A 19298-nucleotide genomic window follows, 5' to 3' on the forward strand; every position below is an offset into this window, starting at 1 on the left:
AAGATCCTTGCGACGTGGAGTACTTCTTCTACTGCCGGGACAGGCCGGGCACGTTCCCGCTGCGCATGGAGCTCGCCGAGGCCCACTGGGCGTTCATGGACCGCTACGACGACGAGCTGATCGCGCGCGGCCCGACGTTCGGCGCCGACGGCGAGACGGTGACGGGCAGCATGCACATCGCCGACCTCCCCGGCCCGGCCGCCGCCCGCGAGTTCGCGTTCGAGGAGCCGAACTACAAGGCGGGCGTCTACGGCGACGTCCTCATCCGCCGCTGGACGAACGTCCTCGGCCGGACGATGTGGCAGTTCGCCACGGCGGTCCCCGGCTACGAGCGCTTCCTGGTCATCGCGCACGGCAAGGCGGCGGCCCCCGGCGACGAGAAGCTCGCGGAGTCCCTCGCAGAGGCGCAGCACCGCTACCTCGACGGCCTCTACGGCGACCGGCTGATCGCCTACGGCCCGCTGCTGTCCGACGACGGCGCCGACCGGACGGGCACCGTCCTCCTCGTCGAACTCCCGGACCGCGCCGCCGCCGAGACCCTGATGGACGGCGACCCGTACACCCGCGACGGCCGCTACGAGGACGTCGAGATCCACGCCTGGGAGTTCGGCGGCCGCCGCTAGCGGGCCGCGGGACGCGCGTCAGTCGAGCAACTTCGCGAGCCGGGCCGCCTGGGTCTCCCAGCGCCAGTCGCGCTCGACCCAGGCCCGGCCCCGCTCCCCCATCCGGCGGGCGCGCCCGGCGTCGGCGAGCAGGCCGCCGACCGCCTCCGCGATGCGGGACGCCGACCGCCCCGGCACGACCAGGCCCGTCTCCCCGTCCAGGACGGCGTCGGGCGCGCCTCCCGAGTCGCCCGCCACCACCGGCAGCCCGGACGCCGACGCCTCCAGGTAGACGATGCCGAGGCCCTCGACGTCCAGGCCCCGGCGGCGGGTCCGGCACGGCATCGCGAACACGTCGCCCGCGTCGTAGTGGGCGGGCAGCTCCTCCCACGGGACGCCGCCGGTGAACACGACGGAGCGGTCGACGCCGCACGACGCGGCGAGACGTTCCAGGTCGGCGCGGTACGGGCCGCCGCCGACGAGCAGCAGGGCCGCGTCCGGAACCATCCGCTGGACGCGCGGCCAGGCGCGGATCAGCGCGTCCTGCCCCTTGCGCGGCACCAGCCGGGACACGCACACCGCCACCGGACGTCCGGCCAGCCCGTGCCGCGCGCGGATCTCGTCGCCGCCCGCGCCGGGGCGGAACGCCTTCTCGTCGACGCCGGGCGCGAGCCGGGCCATCCGGGCCGCCGCGTCCGGCGACAGCACCCGCGCCATCCGGGACCGTGTGTACTCGCCCAGGTAGGTGAGGACGTCCGTGTCGTCCCCGATGCGGGCGAGGAGGCGGCGCGCCACCGGCAGCGACGCCCAGCCCGCCTCGTGCCCGTGCGTGATCCCGACGAGCCGCTCGGCGCCGTGCCGCCGCAGCGCCGGGGCCAGCAGGCCGAGCGGCGCCGCCGCGCCGAACACCACCGAGTCGCAGCCCTCCGCGCGCATGATCTCCGCCGCGCGGCGCCGCACCCCCGGCTCCGGCAGCATCAGCGAGCCCGGATGCCGGACGACCGGGAACGGCTGCGCCGCGTCGAACGCGGCGTCGCCCTTCCACGCCGGGGCGTACACGACCACCGAGCCGGGCGGCCGCCGCACGGCGAGCCCGTGCACGAACGCCTGGATCCCGCCCGGCCGGGGCGGGAAGTCATTGGTGACGAACAGCGTCCTCATCGCGGGCCAGCATACGTACGCCGGCGCGTACGCCGAAGGCCCGGCGCCGCCATCGCGTCGCCGGGCCTCCGTGAGCGCGGGATCAGTGCTTGACCTGCTCCGACCCGCTCTCGATCGCCTGCTGGTCGCCGTGGCCGTGCTCGTGCTCCTCGACGGGGACGTCGTCGAAGGTCCACGCGCGGTTCAGCCGCGAGCGCAGATGCCCGATGGGGCCCTTGCTGCCGGGCGCCGGGATACCCTTGGCGTCCCGCGCGGGAGCCTCGGGACGGGCGTTCTCCTTGGAGAGGATGACGGTCTTCTCCTCCTCGCGCGGCGCCTCGTGCCGCTCGGAGAACCGCCCCTCCGGCGACATGAGGATGACGCCGGACTCCACGCCGTGCCCGATCGTGTCGGCGTCCTTGCGCTGGAGGCCCAGGCAGATCCGCTTCGTCACGATGAACGCGATCAGCGGCCCGAGGAAGACCGTCACCCGGAAGAACCAGGTCGTCGCGAACAGCGAGACGTGGAACCGCTCCGCGATGACGTCGTTCGCGCCCGCGAGCCACAGCAGCCCGTAGAACGTGACGGCCGCCATGCCGGTCGCGGTGCGGACCGGGGCGTTGCGCGGCCGCGTGTTCACGTGGTGCTGCCGCTTGTCGCCGGTCACCCACGCCTCGACGAACGGCCACGCCGCCGCGCCGCCGAACACGATGCCGAGCGGCACCGCCGCCGGGATCAGCACGTTCAGGCTGAGCGTGTGGCCCCAGGCGGTGATCTCCCAGTTCGGCATGATGCGCAGCGCGCCCTCGAGCGGGCCCATGTACCAGTCCGGCTGGGACCCGGACGAGATCGCGCCCGGGTCGTAGGGGCCGAACAGCCAGATCGGGTTGATCTGCGCGAACGCGCCGAGCAGGGCCACCACGCCGAACGTGAACAGGAAGTACGCGCCGGTCTTCGCCATGAACACCGGGTAGAACGGGTAGCCGTACACCTGCTGCTCGGTCTGGTTCTTGACCGGCATCGCCGTGTGCTTCTGGTGCCACATGATCATCATGTGCGCGGTGACCATGCCGAGGATCAGCGCCGGGATCAGCAGGATGTGCAGCATGTACAGGCGGGGCACGATGTCCTGGCCGGGGAACTCGCCGCCGAACAGGAACATGTAGATGTAGGTGCCGACCAGCGGGATCGACTCCGCCACGCCCTGCGTGATGCGCAGCCCGGTGCCGGAGAGCAGGTCGTCCGGCAGCGAGTAGCCGAACAGGCCCTCCAGCATGCCGAGGGTGAACATGCCGATGCCGATCAGCCAGTTCAGCTCGCGCGGCTTGCGGTACGCGCCGGTGAAGAACACCCGCAGCATGTGCGCCAGGATCGACGCCATGAACAGGATCGCGGCCCAGTGGTGGATCTGCCGCATGAGCAGTCCGCCGCGGACGTCGAAGCTGATGTGCAGCGTCGAGTCGTAGGCCTCGGACATCTTCACGCCCTGCAGCTTCGTGTACGACCCGTCGTACACGACCTCCGCCATGCTCGGCTTGAACCAGAGCGTCAGGAACGTCCCGGTCAGCAGCAGGATGATGAAGGAGTACAGGGCGATCTCGCCCAGCATGAACGACCAGTGGTCCGGGAAGACCTTCTTGACGTTCCGCCTGAAGAAGCTCGTGGAGCCGAGGCGCTCGTCGATGAAGCCGAGCGTCCCCTCGATGGCCTTCGGAGGTGTCGCCTGGCTCATCCGCGCTCCCAGAAGCTCGGGCCGATCGGCTCGTGATAGTCGCTGGTCGCGACGATGTACCCGTCCTCCACGGAGAGCGGGAGCTGCGGCAGCGGGCGCGCCGCCGGGCCGAAGATGACCTTGGCGGCGTCGGTGGCGTCGAACGTGGACTGGTGGCACGGGCACAGGATGTGGTGCGTCGTCTGCTCGTACAGCGCGGCCGGGCAGCCGACGTGCGTGCAGACCTTCGAGTACGCCACGATGCCGTTGACGTGCCAGTTCTCACGTCCCTTGGCGGGCTTGAACTTGTCCGCCGGGACGTTGATGAGGATGGTGACCGCCTTGGCGTTCTGCGTGAGCACCTGCTCCTCGGGGACCTCCTCCTCGATGCCCTCCGGCAGGACGGTGATCATCCCGCCGGGCGAGGAGAAGTCGCTGACCCGCAGCGGCTTGTTGGTGCCGTCCACCACCAGGCGGACGCCCTTCTTGCCCTCGGCCTGCGCCTTCTTGACCGCCTCGCCCCAGTAGGTGTGGCGGAGCCGCTTCTCCGGCAGCGGGCCGAGGTCGCGCAGCAGGACGAGCGGCGCCAGCCCGAGCGGGGCGGCGGCGAGCAGCAGCGTGCGGCGCAGCAGCGGCCGCTTGGTGATGCCGCTGTCCTCGGCGCCCTCCATGAAGTCCTGCGCGAACGCGGCCCTGGACTCCTCGTCGGCGGCCAGCTCGTGCCGCTCCTGGACGATCGGCTTGCTTGTCATCAGCCGGCGGACCCAGATCGTCACGCCGACGGCCATCGCGAGGAACGACAGCGCCATCGTCCCGCCGAGCCAGAAGTTGGACTCGCGGGCGCGCAGCACGCCGTGCATGCCGCCGTCGCGGCCGCTCCAGCCGATGAAGTAGGCGATGAACGTCACGCTGGCCGCGAACGCGACCAGGAAGAACGTCGCGACGATCCGCTCCGCCCGCTTCATCGACGCCTCGTCGAGCTGCTCGCCCACGCCGGCGGGCGCCGAGATGTCGTCCTCGGCGAGCAGCGCCTTCTCCCGCGCGGGGGAGGGCGTGCCGATGACCCGCTCGCGGCGGCGGCCGTCCTCGCCGGGGCCCTGCGCGCCCTCGGTCTCGTTCTTGTCGTCGCTCATGACTTCTTCAGCTTCTTCGGCTTCTTCGCGGTGATCCACATGGCGGCCAGCACCAGCAGGCCGATCCCGATCAGCCAGCCGGCGAGGCCCTCGCTCACCGGGCCGATGCGGCCGAGGCCGTTCCCGCCCGGGTTCGGCTCCTCGCGGGTCTTGACCAGGTAGGAGATGATCGCCTGCTTGTCCTGCGGCGTGAGCGTCGTGTCGTTGAAGACCGGCATCGCCTGCGGGCCGGTCAGCATCGCCTCGTACATCTGGGTGGGCGTGACGTCGCTCTCGGACAGCGGGGGCGCGTACTTGCCGCCGGTGAGCGCGCCGCCCTGACCGGTGAAGTTGTGGCACTGGGCGCAGTTGGTGCGGAACAGCTTGCCGCCGAGCGCGACGTCGCCCTTGTCGGGGTCGACCGCGGAGGCCGGGGGGACCTCGGGCCCGCCGCCGAGCGAGGCGATCCAGGCGCGCAGGTCGGCCAGGTTCTTCTCGGCCTGGGCCTTCTGCTTCTCCGCCGCCTCGCGCTTCTCCGGCTCCTCGTAGTCGGTCTTGATCGAGGTGTTGAAGTCGGGGACCGGCTCCTTGCGCGGAACCTGCGCGCCAGGGTTCATCGCGGGCATGCGGCCCGTGCTGACCTGGAAGTCGACGGATGCCGCGCCGACGCCGATGAGGCTCGGCGCGATGGGCTTGCCCTTGGCGTCCTTCGTGCCCTCGGCGTTCAGCCCGTGGCAGCTCGCGCAGTTCTTGTTGAACAGCTCCTGGCCGTGCTTCAGGTCCTGCGCGGCCTGGGCGCTGCTCTGCGCCTCGGCCCGGTCACTCCGCGGCGAGAAGCCTGCGTAGACCACGCCGATCGCCGCCAGGGCCGCCAGCACGACGGCGTAGCCCGCCCACGGGCGCCGTCGCCATGCGGTGATCCTTTTCACGGATATCCCCGTTCGGGTCATGTCTTGGGTGGGTCAAGGGTGGTCGGGCTGTCACATGTCGAGCAGGTAGACGGCCGAGAACAGGCCGATCCAGACAATGTCGACGAAGTGCCAGTAATAGGACACGACGATCGCGCTCGTCGCCTGTTCGTGCGTCCACCGTTTCGCCGCGTAGGTGCGGCCGAGGATGAACAGGAAGGCGATGAGGCCGCCGGTGACGTGCAGGCCGTGGAAGCCGGTCGCCAGGTAGAAGATCGAGCCGTAGGCCGAGGAGGAGAGGGTCAGCCCGTCCTTGGTCACGAGGTTGTAGTACTCGTATCCCTGCCCCGCGACGAAGTACGCGCCCATGAGGAACGAGAGGACGTACCACTCGCGCAGTCCCCAGCGGCGGAAGTTCAGCAGGCCGCCGTCGCGCCCGACCTTGCCCGCCTCGGCCTTGAACACGCCCATCTGGCAGGTCACGGAGGACAGCACCAGGACCGTCGTGTTGACCGACGACAGCGGCAGGTCGAGCGGGGCGCCCGGCCACGCGTCGTGCCCGGACTGGCCGATCGTCACAGAGCGGATCGTGAAGAACATCGCGAACAGCGCCGCGAAGAACATCAGCTCGGACGACAGCCAAACGATCGTCCCCACGCTGACCAAATTGGGACGGTTCGCCCGTGCGTGAGGTGTTGTCTCTATCGCGGAAGCTGTCACGGGCAGCATTATTGCGCCCCCATCCAGTGAGTGACGCATGACCCCCCTACTAGGGTTCCCGCGCGTGTCCCGCGCGCCCGTGACCCGGTACCCTTCACGTCCATGAGCAGCACCGCCCCGGAGAGCCCGATGAAGGTCCTCGTCTACAGCGACGACGCGAGCACCCGCGCCCAGATCCGGCTGGCGATCGGCCGCCGCCCGGCCGCCGACCTGCCCAAGGTCGAGTTCGTCGAGCGGGCGACCCAGCCCGCCGTGGTGGAGACGCTCGACAAGGGCGGGATCGACGTCCTCGTGGTCGACGGCGAGGCCCAGCCCGCGGGCGGCCTCGGCGTGTGCCGGCAGGCCAAGGACGAGGTGTACGACTGCCCGCCGGTCCTCGCGATCATCGGCCGCCGCGACGACGGCTGGCTCGCGACCTGGTCCCGGGCGGACGCCGTGGTGAGCCTCCCGCTCGACCCGATGGCCGTCGCGAACGCGCTCGCCGGGCTGCTGCGGCAGCGCCTGGAGACCCGCCTCCCCGCCCTGTAGGGCGCCCGAGAGAACGGCACGACATGGACGCGCGCACCACCTGGCCGGCGCTGCTCAACGCGCTGGTCTCCGGAGACTCGCTGACCAGCGAGGAGACCTCCTGGGCGATGAACGCCATCATGTCCGGGGAGGCCACGGACGTGCAGATCGCGGGCTTCGCGATCGGGCTGCGCGCCAAGGGCGAGACGGTCGAGGAGGTCACCGGCCTCGCCGAGGGCATGATGGACAACGCCACGCCCATCGACGTCCCCGGCCCCATCGCCGACCTCGTCGGGACGGGCGGCGACCGCGCCCACACCGTCAACGTGTCCACGATGGCCGCCGTGGTGGCCGCGGCGGCGGGCGTCCGGGTGGTGAAGCACGGCAACCGGGCCGCCTCGTCCTCCTGCGGCGCGGCCGACCTGCTGGAGCACCTCGGCGTCGCGATCGACCTGCCGCCGGAGTCCACCGCGCGGATCGCCGCGGAGATCGGCATCACCTTCTGCTTCGCGCCGTTGTACCACCCGGCGCTCAAGTACGCGTCCCGGACGCGCAGCGAGCTCGGCACTCCCACGGTGTTCAACTTCCTCGGCCCGCTGACGAACCCGGCGCGTCCCGGGGCGCAGGCGGTCGGGGTGTTCCACCCGCGGATGGCGGGCGTCATGGCGGGCGTGTTCGCCGCGCGCGGCTGCTCGTCGCTGGTGTTCCGCGGCGACGACGGCCTGGACGAGCTGACGACGACCGGCACGTCCACGGTGTGGGTGGTCCGCGACGGGACGGCGACAGAGACCACCTTCGACCCGTCCGACCTCGGGATCCCCCCGGCGCGCCCGGACGACCTGCGCGGCGCCGACGCGACGTTCAACGGCCGCGTCGCTCGCGAGACGTTCGCGGGGCGGCCGGGGCCCGTCCGCGACATGGTCCTGCTGAACGCCGCCGCGCTGATCGTCGCCTACGAGGGCGCCCCGGCCCCCGCCGACCTGACCGGCGCCCTCCGCGCCGCCAGCACCCGCGCCGCCGAGGCCGTCGACTCCGGCGCCGCCACCACCCTCCTCGACCGCTGGGTGGAGATCTCCCAACGCCTGCGCGGCTGACTCACGTCACGCCGCGGGAGGCGGACGAGAGCCGCTGGGCCAGGTAGATCGGGATGATCGACAGCACGATCAACGCTGCGGCCAGGACGTTCACGACCGGGGCCTGGTTGGGGCGGAACAGGTTGTTGAAGATCCAGATGGGGAGGGTCTCGGCGCCGGGGCCCGCGGTGAACGTGGTCACGATGATCTCGTCGAAGGACAGCGCGAAGGACAGCAGCGCGCCCGCGAACAGGGCCGAGCGCAGGGCCGGGAACGTCACGTACCAGAACGTCTGGAAGGTGTCGGCGCCCAGGTCGGCGGACGCCTCCTCCAGGTCGGTGCCGGTCCGCCGCAGCCGGGCGAGGACGTTGTTGTAGATCGTGACGACGCAGAACGTGGCGTGCCCGACGATGACCGTGAACAGGCCGAGCCCGACGCCGAGCGGTTTCAGCACGACCTGGAAGGCGTTGCTGAGCGCGATCCCGGTGACGATGCCGGGCAGCGCGATCGGCAGCACGACGACGAGCGACACGGCCTCGCGTCCGAAGAACCGGTGCCGGGCCACGGCGAACGCGGCGAGGGTGCCGAGGACGAGCGCGGCTGCGGTGGCCCCGACGCCCGCCTTGACGCTGGTGAGGACGGCCCGCCGGGCGCCCTCGTTGTCCATCGCCTGCGTCCACCAGTGCCCGGTGAACCCGGACGGCGGCCACCCGAACGCCCGGTCGGCGTTGACGGAGTTGATCAGCACGACCAGCAGCGGCACGTAGATCACGGCGAGGCCGAGGCCCATGAGGACGCGCAGCGCGATCCGCGCGGCGGGCGAGAAGGTCATCTAGAGCTCCCTGTCATCTAGAGCTCCCTGAGCGCGCCGGTGCGGCGGGCCGCGGCGAGGTAGCCGAGCATCACCACGACCGGGACCGTGGCGACGGCGGCGGCGAACGGCAGGTTGTTGGCGGCGCCGATGTTGTCGTAGACGACGTTGCCGAGCAGCTGCCGCCGCCCGCCGACGATCCTCACGGTGATGTAGTCGCCGAGCGACAGCGAGAACGTGAAGATCGAGCCCGCCACCAGCGCCGGGAACGCCAGCGGCAGGACGACGGAGCGGAGCGTGCGCAGCGGCCGGGCGCCGAGGTCGCCGGACGCGTCCAGCAGCGAGTCCGGGAGCCGCTCCAGGCCCGTGTAGACGGGCAGGATCATGTACGGCAGCCACAGGTAGGCCAGGACGATCACGGTGGCGGTGAGCCCGTAGCCGGGCCCGGACAGCCCGAACGGCTTGAGCGCCTCGTCCACCAGCCCGCCCTCCGCCAGCATGACCCGCCACGCGTACGCCTTGACGAGGTAGGCGGCCCACAGCGGCGCCAGGATCGCGATCACCAGGTACGGCCGGTGCCGGGGCTTCGCGACCTTGGCCATGTAGAGCGCCATCGGGACGCCGACCAGCGCGTCGATCACGGTGACGGCGGCGGCGACGCCGAGGCTGCGGAGCGCGACCGCCCTGTAGACGGGCTCGTCCACGAGGGTCTGGAAGTTGGCGAGGGTGAACCGCCGGACGACCTCGCCGGTGAAGACGTCCGTCGTCCAGAACGCGGTCACGAAGATCGCGGCGAGCGCGCCGAGGTACCCCGCGACCAGCCAGGCGAGCGGCGCGGACAGCAGCAGCGACAGCCGCAGCCGGGGACGGCGGTGCAGCAGGGCCGCCGCCCGGCGCCGGAGCGCCGGGCGGCGGCCGCGGGTCAGCCCTTGATCGTCGTCCACGCCTGGGTCCACTTGGAGTAGTCGACGCACTTGACGTCCTTGCGGCCGTCGAGGCACTGCGCGATCGGGGTCGTCCAGAAATGCACCTTCGAGAAGTACGTCTCGTCGGTGGCGTGGAAGGTGTCGCAGAACTTCCTGTCCGAGGTCTCCCCGCACGCCTTGGCGTTGGCGGGCGCCTCACCGAACCACTCGGCGACCTGCGCGTTCGCCTTGGGCGACACGATCCAGTCCATCCACTTGTAGGCGCAGTCCGGGTGCTTGGCCTTCGCCCCGACCATCCACGTGTCGGACCAGCCGGTCGCGCCCTCCTTCGGCAGCGCCACCTTCACCGGCGCCTTCTCCGACTCGGCGAGGTTCGCGATGACCTGCCACGTCGTCCCGAGGACGGAGTCGCCGCTCTTGAACGCCTGGACCTCCTTCGTGTAGTCGGACCAGTACTCCCCCACCAGCCCGCGCTGCGTCTTGAGCAGCCCGACCGCCGCGTCGAACTGCTTCTGGTCGAGCGCGTACGGGTTCTTGATGCCGAGCTCCGGACGCGCCGACATCAGGTACAGCGCGGCGTCCGCGATGTAGATCGGCGAGTCGTAGGCGGTGATCTTGCCCTTGTACGGGGAGTTCCCGTCGAACACCGCGGCCCACGAGTCGGGCGCGGTCCTCACCTTGTCGGTGCGCCACATGAGCAGGTTCGCGCCGCGCCCGTGCGGGATGCCGTAGGGGACGCCGTTCACCGAGTTCCACGGCTTCGTCTTCAGCCCGGCGAACACGTCGGCGTAGTTCGGGACGAGCTTCGTGTTGACGGGCGCGACCGTCCCGGACGCGATCAGCCGCAGCGAGGCGTCGCCGGAGGCGGAGACCGCGTCGTACTCGCCGGTCCGCATCAGCGTCACCATCTCGTCGGACGTCCCGGCGACCTTGGTGTTGACCTTGCAGCTGGTCTGCTTCTCGAACGGGGTGACCCAGTCGACCTTGGGGTCGTTGGAGCCGTCCTCGGCGTACCCGGCCCAGGCGACCAGGTTGACCTGGCCCTCGCCCTGCCCGAGCGACTGCCGCATGGGCACCTTCGGGACGGTGAAGCCGCCCTGCCCGGCGCCCGTCGCCTTGTCGCCCGAGTCGCCGCCGCAGGCGGCGGCGGTCAGCCCGATCGCGAGCGTCGCCGCGGCGGCGATCGCCGTGCGCGTGGACCACATTGGGGGGTCTCCTTATGTTTCGGGGGTTGGGAGTCGTGCGGGTGCTCAGGAAGCGGGCGAAGCGGGCGCGGCGTCGGACGGGACGCGGAACTCGTGCGCCGCCTCCCAGCCGATCCGGACGCGGGCGCCGCGGTGGCGCGTCACGTCCATGGACGAGGTCCGCAGGTTCTGCTGGAGCGCCACGACCCGGTCCCCCGAGTCCAGGTCGATGACGAACCGGGTGACCGCGCCCGCGTAGACGACCTCGGCCACCGTGCCGAGCGCGTGCCGGTCCCCGCCGCGCGCGCCGGGGAGGTCGTCCCCGAGCTCGACGCGGAGCTTCTCCGGGCGGACGCAGACGTCCCCGACGCGGTTGGACGTCCCGACGAAGCCCGCGACGAACCCGGTGGCCGGCCGCTCGTACACCTCGGCGGGCGTCCCGACCTGCTGCACCCGGCCCCGGTCGAGGACGGCGACCCGGTCGCTCAGGGTCAGCGCCTCCTCCTGGTCGTGGGTCACGAACACGAAGGTGATCCCGGCCCGGCGCTGGATGCTCTTCAGCTCGACCTGCATCTCCTCGCGCAGCTTCAGGTCGAGCGCGCCGAGCGGCTCGTCGAGCAGCAGCACCCGCGGCTCGTTGACCAGCGCACGGGCCAGCGCGACCCGCTGCCGCTGCCCGCCGGACAGCTCGCCCGGACGGCGCCGCTCCATGCCGTCCAGGCGGACGCTGCGCAGCGCCTCGAGCGCCCGCTCCCGGCGCGCCGCCCGCGGCACCCGCCGCACCTTGAGGCCGTACTCGACGTTGCGGAGCACGTCGAGGTGCGGGAAGAGCGCGTAGTCCTGGAAGACGGTGTTGACGTCGCGGTCGAACGGGGCGAGGCCCGTCACGTCCGCGCCGCCGAGCTCCACCGTCCCGGCCGTCGGCCGCTCGAAGCCCGCGATCAGCCGCAGGATGGTCGTCTTGCCCGACCCGGACGGGCCGAGCATGGAGAAGAACTCGCCGTCCCCGATGTCGAGGTCGACGCCGGCCACCGCCTCGACGGCGCCGAAGGTCTTGCGCAGATCGCGGATCCTGACCGCTGCTTCCGGCATGAACAGAAAACATATGGATTCATAGGTTTCAGTTCAAGTGATGTTCCGGTATCACTGTGTGAACACCGGGAAGGGGGCCCATTGGAGAACGCGCACCTCGTCGTGTTCGCCCCGGTCGACAACACGGCGCGGGTGCACGCGGTCGTGCGGCGGCTCGGCGACGCGATCGCGCTCGGGCTCCTCGCCGACGGCGAGCAACTGCCGAGCGAGACCGATTTGGCCGCACATCTCGGTGTATCAACGGTCACACTACGCGAAGCGCTGATGGCCTTGCGTCAGCAGGGGCTCATCGAGACCCGGCGGGGGCGCGGCGGCGGGAGCTTCGTCCGGGCCCCGGCCAGGCCGTTCGACCTCGACGAGCGGCTGCGCCCGCTCAGCGCGGAGGAGCTGCGCGACCTCGGCGACCACTACGCCGCGATCGCCGGCGCCGCCGCGCGGCTCGCCGCCGCCCGGTCGCTGCCCGACGACGTCCGCAGGCTGCGCCGCTCGCTGGACGAGATGGCCGCCGGGGCCCCGATGTGCCGCCTGGACGGGCGGCTCCACCTCGACGTCGCGGCGGCGTCCCAGTCCGTCCGGCTGACCCGCGAGGAGATCCGGCTCCAGGCCGAGATCGGGCCGCTGGTCTGGGCCGTGCACGACCTGCCCGACCGGCGCGCCGCGGTGGACGCCGAGCACGCCGGGATCGTCGACGCCATCGAGCGCGCCGACGACGCCGCCGCCCGCGATGTAGCTGAAAGTCACGTCCTGAATGCGGTACAACGTCTGATTGAACGACGGCTCGAACTCTGACTCCCGAGGGGGACCCCATGCCCGCCGAGCCCCCCGCCGCCGTGGACGGTCCCCCCGCCGCCCGCGCGGCGGCCGCCCGCGTGCGCGCCACCCTGGACGGCGTCTTCGAGGCGGTGGCGCAGGTCCGCGACGCGGCGGGCCGCTGCCTGGACGACGTCCGCCGCGCCGGCCGCGACCCCGTCCGCGCCGACCTCGCCGCGCTGCGCCCGCTGCTGTTCGCCCGGCTCGGCCCGCTGATCTGCGGCCTCGGCTTCATCGCCGCGCCCGAGCTGCTCGCCGACGCCGCCTGGTACCTGGAGTGGTGGCAGACGGGGCCCGCCGGGCGGCCGTCCCAGCTCCTGCGCGACCTCGACCCGGAGAGCAGCGTCCTCGCCGACTACACGCGCTGGGAGTGGTTCACCGGCCCGGCGGACGGCGCCGAGCGGACCGTCTGCGGCCCCTACGTCGACTACCTGTGCAGCGACGAGTACGTCCTCACGCTGTCGGCGCCGGTCCTCGTCGGCGGGACGTTCGCCGGCGTCGCCGCCGCCGACGTGTACGCGCGGACGTTCGAGCACGAGATCGTCCCTGCGCTGCGCGAGATCCCCGCGCCCGCCTTCGTCGTGAACGCGCCCGGCCGGGTGATGGCGTCCAACACGGCCACCTGGCCGCCCGGCGCCGTCTATCGCGGCGCCCCCGGCTTCGCGTCCCGCCCCTGCGGCGACCTCTCCCTGTCCGTGGTGACCGCGAGCTAGGTCAGTCGGCGTCCGGCAGGCCGAGCGCGAACGCCTGCTCCAGGTCGTGTTGGGAGTAGGTGCGGAAAGCTATGTGCGTCTCCGTCCCGACGATGCCGGGGATCTTGTTGATACGGCCCGGGATGATGTCGTTCAGGTCCTCGTTGCGGCGCACCCGGACCATCGCCATGAGGTCGTGGTCGCCGGTGATGGAGTAGACCTCGCTGACGCCGTCCAGGGCGGCTATCGTCTCGGCCACCTCGTGGATGCGCGCGACGTCGGCCTTCACGAACACGATCGCAGTGACCACTGCACCCCTCCCCTGAAGCTCCGGACGTCCCGACCCTATCTAGCCGCGGCTCAGCGCGGCGACGCGGCGGGCGGGTCCCGCGCGGCGCGCGAGCAGCGCGAACGCCACGCCCGCGAGGAAGCCGTAGATGTGCGCCGTGTAGGCCACGTTGCTCTTGTCGTCGCCGAGCGACAGCCACTGCAGGACGAACCAGTACCCGAGCACCACCCACACCGGCAGCCGCACCACGATGACCGGCGGCACCCAGCTCACGATCCGCCCGCGCGGGTTGAGGATGACGTAGGCGCCCATCACCCCCGCGATCGCGCCGGACGCGCCGATCAGCGGGACGCCGGAGTCCGGCGACGTCCAGGCGAACCCGTAGACGGCGACGAGCCCGAAGAACAGGTAGCCGAGCAGGTAGCGCAGGCGCCCGAGCCGGTCCTCGACGCCCATCCCGACGACGAACAGCGCGACCAGGTTGCCGAGCAGGTGCAGCGCGCCGGAGTGCAGGAACATCGAGGTGAACGCGGACGTCCAGGGCGCCTTGTGGAAGCCCGCGGGCCCGCACTGGCGGACGATGTCGGCGGGCAGCGCCTGCTGGTCGCCGGTCGTCAGCTCCTTCGGGACGGCGCCGTACTCGTAGGTGAAGTGCGCCGCCTTGCACTCGCGGACGTGGTCGCGCCCGTACCAGGCGGCGAAGTTCGACATCGGGGTGAGCAGGAACACCACCACGTTGGCCGCCACCAGCAGGTACGTGACCCACGGGACGCGCCGGGCCGGCTGGCTGTCGTAGAGAGGCAGGGCCATGCGGGGTCGTCGTCCTCTCCGAGCGCCGGGATTCCATGGTCACCCTAGCGGCGCGAGCCACGGCCCCGTGGCTCCTCCCATCTGGGGGACGCCGCCCAGACCCCCGCGGGAGGCGTCATGGTCCTCGCTTCGCTCCGGTCATGACGTCCCCTGAGGCTCATATCCCCGGTCGTAGGCGCGGTCGATCCATTCGCGGAGGCCCTCGGCGCCGTGCGCGGGGCACGTCCAGGCGCCGTCGACCTCGACGAGCCGGACGCCGGGCAGGTCGAGCCAGCGCAGCACGCACTCCATCTCCTCGGCGGTGGCCCCGGCGGACGGCGGCGCGCCGAGCGCGACCCCGCCGGGGGCCTCGCCGGACGGCGGGAACACCGTCTCGGCGGTGGCGATGAGCGCGTCGACGTAGGGCCTGGGCTGGGCGTTGGGCGGAACGGTCCCGGCGGCGGCGAGCCGCCCGTAGCGGACCACCGACAGCTCCCAGCCGCCGTCGAACGCGGGCCGCGCCGCGACCAGCTCGGGCAGCCGGGCCAGCGCGGCGAGCCGCTGCCCGCGCGCGGCGGCGCGGACGAACGCGGCCAGCCGGTCGCGCTGCGCGGCGGCCTCCTCGTAGCGCTGCTCGGCCGCCAGCCGGTCGATGCGCACCCGCGCGGCGGCGACGACGGGGCGGACGTCGCCCGCCATGACGGCGCGGGCCGTCCCGACGTGGACGGCGTAGGCGTCGGCGGACTCGCGCCCGTCGCAGGGCGCGCCGCACCGGCCGAGGTCGGCGAGGGCGCACGCCCGCCCCTTGCCGCTCTCGATCACCCGCAGCGTCAGCCGCTGGGTGCACTGCCGCAGCGGGACGGCCTCGTGCAGCGCCGCCCGCGCCTCCTCGGCCTGCCGCCGCGACGAGATCGGCCCGAGGTAGCGCGCCCCGTCGGCGCGGCACTCCCGGACGATCGACAGCCGCGGGAACGGCTCGACGGTGAGCTTCAGCCAGATCGCCCGCTCGGGGAACTTGGACCGGCGGTTGTAGCGCGGCTTGTGCGCGGCGATCAGCCGCAGCTCGCGGACCTCGGCCTCCAGGCCGGTGGCGCACACGATCGTCCGGACGTTCTCGGCGATGCCGACCATCTCCCGGACGCGCCAGCGCGTCTCGGACCCGGTGAAGTAGCTGCGCACCCGCGACCGCAGGTCGCCGCTCTTGCCGACGTAGAGGGCCTCGCCGGAGGCGTCCTCGAACAGGTACACGCCGGGCGCGCTCGGGACGTCGTCGGCGAGGTGCCGCTTGCGGCGCTGCTCGGGCGTCGGCGCCTTGGCGAAGCCGCGCATCTCCTCCAGCGAGGTGACGCCGAACGAGCCGATCCGCTCGATCAGCCCGTGCAGGACGTCGACGGTGGCGCGGGCGTCGGCGAGCGCGCGGTGCGTCGGCTCGTTCGGCGTGCGGAAGAACCGGGCGAGCGTGCCGAGCTTGCAGTTGGGGACCTCGTCCTTGGACAGGACGCGGCGCGCGAGGTCGACCGTGTCGACGACGGGGAACGCGGGCCAGGCGTACCCGTGCTCGGCGCACGCGGCCTTGAGGAAGCCGATGTCGAACGGAGCGTTGTGCGCGACGAGCACGCAGCCCCGCGCGAACTCGAGGAACGCGGGCAGCACCGCCTCGATCCGCGGCGCGGCCGTCACCATCGCGGTGGTGATGCCGGTCAGCGCGGTGATGAACGGCGGGACGGGCCCGCCCGGGTCGACCAGGGTGCCGAGCTCGCCGAGCTCCTCGCCCGCGCGCACCTTCACCGCGCCGATCTCGGTGATGGCCGAGTCGGCGACCGACCCGCCGGTGGTCTCCAGGTCGACCACCACGAAGGTGACGCCGGAAAGGGGGGTGCCGAGGTCGTCCAGCGTTCCCTGGACGCCGCCCGCGGGGACTCCGGCGCCCTGGACACCGTGCGCAGCCGTCATGTGCGCGACCGTAGAGGACCCCACCGACAGAAGCCGCGACCGCTAGGGTTGTGGGGCGCCGGAGGGTCCCGCCGGGCCGGGGGGTCGCGGGACCGGCACGGGGGGCCGCGCGCGCTCGTCCGTTGACGCGTCCGCCCTGGTTAGTGCGCGGACGGCACGGGAAGACACAGCCCACCGGCGGCGAAAGCCCGGAAGGAGCGGGATCATCGACAGCGGCCCCGAAGCGACCCCCGGCGGCGAGGCCCCCGTGCGGCGCGCCGAGCACGAGCGAGCCCCGGCGGAGGCGCGGCCGACCGGACGGGCGGACGATTCGCGCGCCCCGGGCGGCGAACGCCTCGGCGGGCCGCTGCCCGAGGCCGTCCGGCAGTCGGTGGTGGAGGTCGCCGCCGACGTGATCGGCGGGCTCCCGGCCGACGACGTCCCCGCGCCGCTGCGCCCGTTCGCGCGGTTCGAGCGGCGCAAGCGCGCGAAGCTCGCGGGCCAGCACATCGCGGCGGCCCTGGAGAAGGACGCGGCGTTCCGCGGCCGCGTCGCCGAGCCGCTGCGCCGGTCGCAGGCCGCGCTGGTGGAGGCCGTCGAGGGCGGGGACGTGCCGCCCGCCGCCGACCCGGTCCGGGTCGCCGCGCTCGCCTACCTGCTGCGCCCCAGCGGCTGGACGGGGCTCGTCGAATCCGCGCGGGCCGAGCTGGAACGCTCCGCCTCGGCCTCCGAGGAGGAGGCCGCCGAGCGCCGCGTCGCCGCGCTGAAGGAGGAGCTCGCCGCCGCCCGCGCGGGCCGCTCCGCCGACGCCGACCGGCTGCGCGCCGAGCTGCGCGACGCGAAGGCCGAGGTGGCCGAGCTGCGCCGCAAGCTGCACGACGCGCGCACCCGGTTCCGGGCGGCCGAGGAGCGCGCGGCCGCGGTCGCCGCGGAGGCCGAGCGCAAGCTCGCCGAGGCGCGCGAGTCGACCGCGGCGGCCGAGAAGGAGCTGCGCAAGCTGCGCGCCCGCGCCGCGCAGGCCGAGGCCGCCGCCGAGGCGGCGAAGCGGGCGGCGCGGGAGGGCCGCAACGTCGACGACGTCCGGCTGAGGATGCTACTCGACACGCTGGTGGACGCGGCCCAGGGCGTCCGGCGGGAGCTGGCGCTGCCGTCCACGATCGACCGTCCGGCCGACGTGGTCGGCGGCCTCGAACCGGACCGGCAGGCCCACCGCGCGCTGCCGGGCCGCGCGCTGTCCGACGGCGACCCCCAGTTGCTCGACCGCCTGCTGACCCTCCCCCGGGTGCACCTCGTCGTGGACGGCTACAACGTCACCAAGACCGGGTACGGGGAGCTGCCGCTGGCCGACCAGCGGTCCCGGCTGCTGTCCGGGCTCGGCGGCCTCGCCGCGCAGACCCGCGCCGAGGTGACGTGCGTGTTCGACGGCGCCGAGCTGGACGCGCCGGTCGCGATCGCGGCGCCGCGCGGCGTCCGGGTGCTGTTCAGCCGCCCGGGCCAGACCGCGGACGAGCTGATCGGCGACCTCGTGCGGGCGGAGCCGCCGGGACGGGCCGTGGTGGTGGTGTCGTCCGACCGGGAGGTCGCGGACGCCGCCCGCCGGGCCGGGGCGCGGCCGTGCCCGTCCACGTTGCTGCTGCGCCGCCTCGGCCGCTCCTAGGGCCGCCGCGCCGCGACACGGGACGAGCCGCACCGGACCGTCCATAAGGTGCCCATAAGGCTGTGATAAGGGATGCTTCGCCCTTCGTGATCATGAGGTCACAAATAGTGGACGATCTGCGCAAATGTCAATTGAACTGCGACGAATCGGTTGTGACGGTTGTTGCCCCTCGCTAATGTCGTCCGCTGACGTCGTGGACGAGAGGGGCGAAACCGATCGTGGCCAATGAACTCATCGGGGCACCGGCGCACCGGCGTGACCGGAGCGGGGGCACGGCGAGCAGGAGCACATCCCGCCGCTTGGCGGCGGTGGTCTGCCTGACCGTGACCGCCTCCCTGGCCTACCCCCCGGTGCTGGCGCACGCCGAGCCCAAGCCGACCAGGGCGCAGGTGCAGAAGAAGCTCGACCGGCTCAACGAGCAGATGGACCACAAGGTCGAGCAGTACAACCAGCTCAACGAGAAGCTGAAGATCGCCAAGAAGAAGTACGACGGCGCGAGGAAGTCGAGCGCGCAGGAGCAGGCGGCGTTCGAGGAGCAGCGCTCCAAGATCGCCCAGATGGCGGCCACCGCCTACAAGAACGGCGACTCGGCCGACGTGACCGGCTTCGTCGGGAGCAAGGACCCGCAGGCCATCCTCGACCAGGCGGCCGTCTTCTCGCACCTGTCGCACGAGCGCAACTCGCAGCTCACCCAGTTCCTCGCCACCGCGCAGCGGCTCCGCCGCGAGGAGGCGCAGGCCAAGACCGCGTACGACGACGTGAAGGCCAAGAACAAGGAGCTGCAGGACCAGAAGCGCAAGCTCCAGCTCGAGGTCGACAAGCAGAAGAAGCTGCTGGCGAAGCTCGGCGGCGGGTCGTCGTCCGGCGGAGGCGGCGGCGTCGGCGGCACCTACACCGGCCCGGCCAGCGGCCCGGCGCGGCTGGCGCTCCAGTTCGCCTACGCGCAGCAGCGCAAGCCGTACGCCTGGGGCGCGACGGGGCCGAACTCCTACGACTGCTCCGGCCTCACCATGAAGGCGTGGGCGGCGGCGGGCGTCAACATCACCCGCACCACCAACTCCCAGTGGGCCGCCACGAAGCGGGTCGCGAAGTCCGACCTCCAGCCGGGCGACCTCGTGTTCTTCAGCGGGCTCAGCCACGTCGGCATGTACGTCGGCAACGGCCAGATGATCCACGCCCCGAGCACCGGCAAGGTCGTGACGGTCGTGAGCATCAACTCCAGCTACTACGCGAGCAACTACTACGGCGCCGGGCGCCCCTGACGCGCGCGCGACGCCCTTCGCAGGGCGACTTCCACAACGGACCAGGTCTGACCTGGTCCGTTGTTGATTTTGTGGGGGTTT

At 72.5% G+C, this 19298-nt stretch carries 19 protein-coding genes; 7 read left to right on the forward strand and 12 right to left on the reverse strand.

Annotated elements, in window-relative coordinates; all coding sequences use genetic code 11:
- The first annotated feature begins 14 nt into the window (after positions 1 to 14).
- Positions 15 to 623, forward strand: coding sequence for a YciI family protein (locus tag FXF68_RS20010; RefSeq protein WP_148761446.1), 609 nt, complete (start codon positions 15 to 17; stop codon positions 621 to 623).
- A gap of 18 nt (positions 624 to 641) precedes the next feature.
- On the opposite strand, the gene FXF68_RS20015 is transcribed toward FXF68_RS20010, so the two are convergent.
- The 5 genes from FXF68_RS20015 to ctaE form a co-directional block, all read right to left on the reverse strand.
- Entirely contained in the window at positions 642 to 1763 is a 1122-nt protein-coding gene (locus FXF68_RS20015) for a glycosyltransferase family 4 protein (RefSeq protein WP_148761448.1), read from the reverse strand.
- 82 nt (positions 1764 to 1845) lie between these two features.
- A complete protein-coding gene (gene qcrB / locus FXF68_RS20020) occupies positions 1846 to 3474 on the reverse strand; it encodes a cytochrome bc1 complex cytochrome b subunit (RefSeq protein ID WP_148761451.1) in 1629 nt (542 codons plus the stop codon).
- The gene (gene qcrA / locus FXF68_RS20025) at positions 3471 to 4586 is read right to left on the reverse strand and encodes a cytochrome bc1 complex Rieske iron-sulfur subunit (RefSeq protein ID WP_148761452.1); all 1116 of its coding nucleotides are present in this window, start codon (positions 4584 to 4586) and stop codon (positions 3471 to 3473) included. The genes qcrB and qcrA overlap by 4 nt, the downstream gene beginning before the upstream one ends.
- On the reverse strand, positions 4583 to 5494 hold the full coding sequence (qcrC, locus tag FXF68_RS20030; RefSeq protein WP_148761454.1) for a cytochrome bc1 complex diheme cytochrome c subunit: 912 nt from the start codon (positions 5492 to 5494) through the stop codon (positions 4583 to 4585). Before qcrC ends, qcrA begins: the two co-directional genes overlap by 4 nt.
- Before the next feature lie 51 nt (positions 5495 to 5545).
- Complete coding sequence (gene ctaE / locus FXF68_RS20035) at positions 5546 to 6232, reverse strand: aa3-type cytochrome oxidase subunit III (protein ID WP_483902915.1); 687 nt, start codon at positions 6230 to 6232, stop codon at positions 5546 to 5548.
- A gap of 63 nt (positions 6233 to 6295) precedes the next feature.
- On the opposite strand from ctaE, the gene FXF68_RS20040 reads away from it, so the two are divergent.
- Both FXF68_RS20040 and trpD read left to right on the forward strand, forming a co-directional pair.
- Positions 6296 to 6721: a response regulator transcription factor gene (locus FXF68_RS20040; protein ID WP_148761456.1), complete on the forward strand. Its 426-nt coding sequence runs from the start codon at positions 6296 to 6298 to the stop codon at positions 6719 to 6721.
- Between the two features lie 23 nt (positions 6722 to 6744).
- The gene (gene trpD, locus FXF68_RS20045; RefSeq protein WP_148761458.1) at positions 6745 to 7794 is read left to right on the forward strand and encodes an anthranilate phosphoribosyltransferase; all 1050 of its coding nucleotides are present in this window, start codon (positions 6745 to 6747) and stop codon (positions 7792 to 7794) included.
- Between the two features lies 1 nt (position 7795).
- On the opposite strand, the gene FXF68_RS20050 is transcribed toward trpD, so the two are convergent.
- From FXF68_RS20050 to FXF68_RS20065, 4 genes are read right to left on the reverse strand one after another with little or no spacing between them, the layout of a single operon-like run.
- Positions 7796 to 8605, reverse strand: a complete 810-nt coding sequence (locus tag FXF68_RS20050; protein ID WP_148761460.1) for an ABC transporter permease — start codon at positions 8603 to 8605, stop codon at positions 7796 to 7798.
- Between the two features lie 17 nt (positions 8606 to 8622).
- Positions 8623 to 9528 carry an ABC transporter permease gene (locus FXF68_RS20055; protein WP_222870015.1) on the reverse strand — a complete coding sequence of 302 codons (906 nt, stop codon included), beginning with the start codon at positions 9526 to 9528 and terminating at the stop codon, positions 8623 to 8625.
- Positions 9507 to 10715: an ABC transporter substrate-binding protein gene (locus FXF68_RS20060; RefSeq protein ID WP_148761464.1), complete on the reverse strand. Its 1209-nt coding sequence runs from the start codon at positions 10713 to 10715 to the stop codon at positions 9507 to 9509. The genes FXF68_RS20055 and FXF68_RS20060 overlap by 22 nt, the downstream gene beginning before the upstream one ends.
- Before the next feature lie 45 nt (positions 10716 to 10760).
- Positions 10761 to 11786 (reverse strand): ABC transporter ATP-binding protein, encoded by a 1026-nt coding sequence (locus FXF68_RS20065; protein ID WP_148761466.1) that lies wholly within the window; start codon positions 11784 to 11786, stop codon positions 10761 to 10763.
- Between the two features lie 81 nt (positions 11787 to 11867).
- Between FXF68_RS20065 and FXF68_RS20070 the strand changes: the two genes are divergently transcribed.
- A complete protein-coding gene (locus FXF68_RS20070; RefSeq protein WP_246178815.1) occupies positions 11868 to 12575 on the forward strand; it encodes a FadR/GntR family transcriptional regulator in 708 nt (235 codons plus the stop codon).
- Positions 12576 to 12592: 17 nt separating this feature from the next.
- On the forward strand, positions 12593 to 13309 hold the full coding sequence (locus tag FXF68_RS20075; RefSeq protein WP_148761468.1) for a cache domain-containing protein: 717 nt from the start codon (positions 12593 to 12595) through the stop codon (positions 13307 to 13309).
- Position 13310: 1 nt separating this feature from the next.
- Here the strand turns inward: FXF68_RS20075 and FXF68_RS20080 are convergent, their stop codons facing one another.
- From FXF68_RS20080 to FXF68_RS20090, 3 genes are all read right to left on the reverse strand, one after another.
- On the reverse strand, positions 13311 to 13598 hold the full coding sequence (locus tag FXF68_RS20080) for an Lrp/AsnC family transcriptional regulator (protein WP_067884916.1): 288 nt from the start codon (positions 13596 to 13598) through the stop codon (positions 13311 to 13313).
- Between the two features lie 39 nt (positions 13599 to 13637).
- Positions 13638 to 14387: a rhomboid family intramembrane serine protease gene (locus tag FXF68_RS20085; RefSeq protein WP_148761470.1), complete on the reverse strand. Its 750-nt coding sequence runs from the start codon at positions 14385 to 14387 to the stop codon at positions 13638 to 13640.
- Positions 14388 to 14525: 138 nt separating this feature from the next.
- Positions 14526 to 16319 (reverse strand): DEDD exonuclease domain-containing protein, encoded by a 1794-nt coding sequence (locus FXF68_RS20090; protein ID WP_148761472.1) that lies wholly within the window; start codon positions 16317 to 16319, stop codon positions 14526 to 14528.
- A gap of 247 nt (positions 16320 to 16566) precedes the next feature.
- On the opposite strand from FXF68_RS20090, the gene FXF68_RS20095 reads away from it, so the two are divergent.
- Together FXF68_RS20095 and FXF68_RS20100 are read left to right on the forward strand one after the other, a co-directional pair.
- Complete coding sequence (locus FXF68_RS20095; RefSeq protein WP_148761474.1) at positions 16567 to 17955, forward strand: NYN domain-containing protein; 1389 nt, start codon at positions 16567 to 16569, stop codon at positions 17953 to 17955.
- 323 nt (positions 17956 to 18278) lie between these two features.
- Positions 18279 to 19217 carry a C40 family peptidase gene (locus FXF68_RS20100; protein ID WP_246178816.1) on the forward strand — a complete coding sequence of 313 codons (939 nt, stop codon included), beginning with the start codon at positions 18279 to 18281 and terminating at the stop codon, positions 19215 to 19217.
- Positions 19218 to 19298: the final 81 nt, after the last annotated feature.

Source organism: Actinomadura decatromicini (genome assembly GCF_008121305.1).
Lineage (GTDB): Bacteria > Actinomycetota > Actinomycetes > Streptosporangiales > Streptosporangiaceae > Spirillospora > Spirillospora syzygii.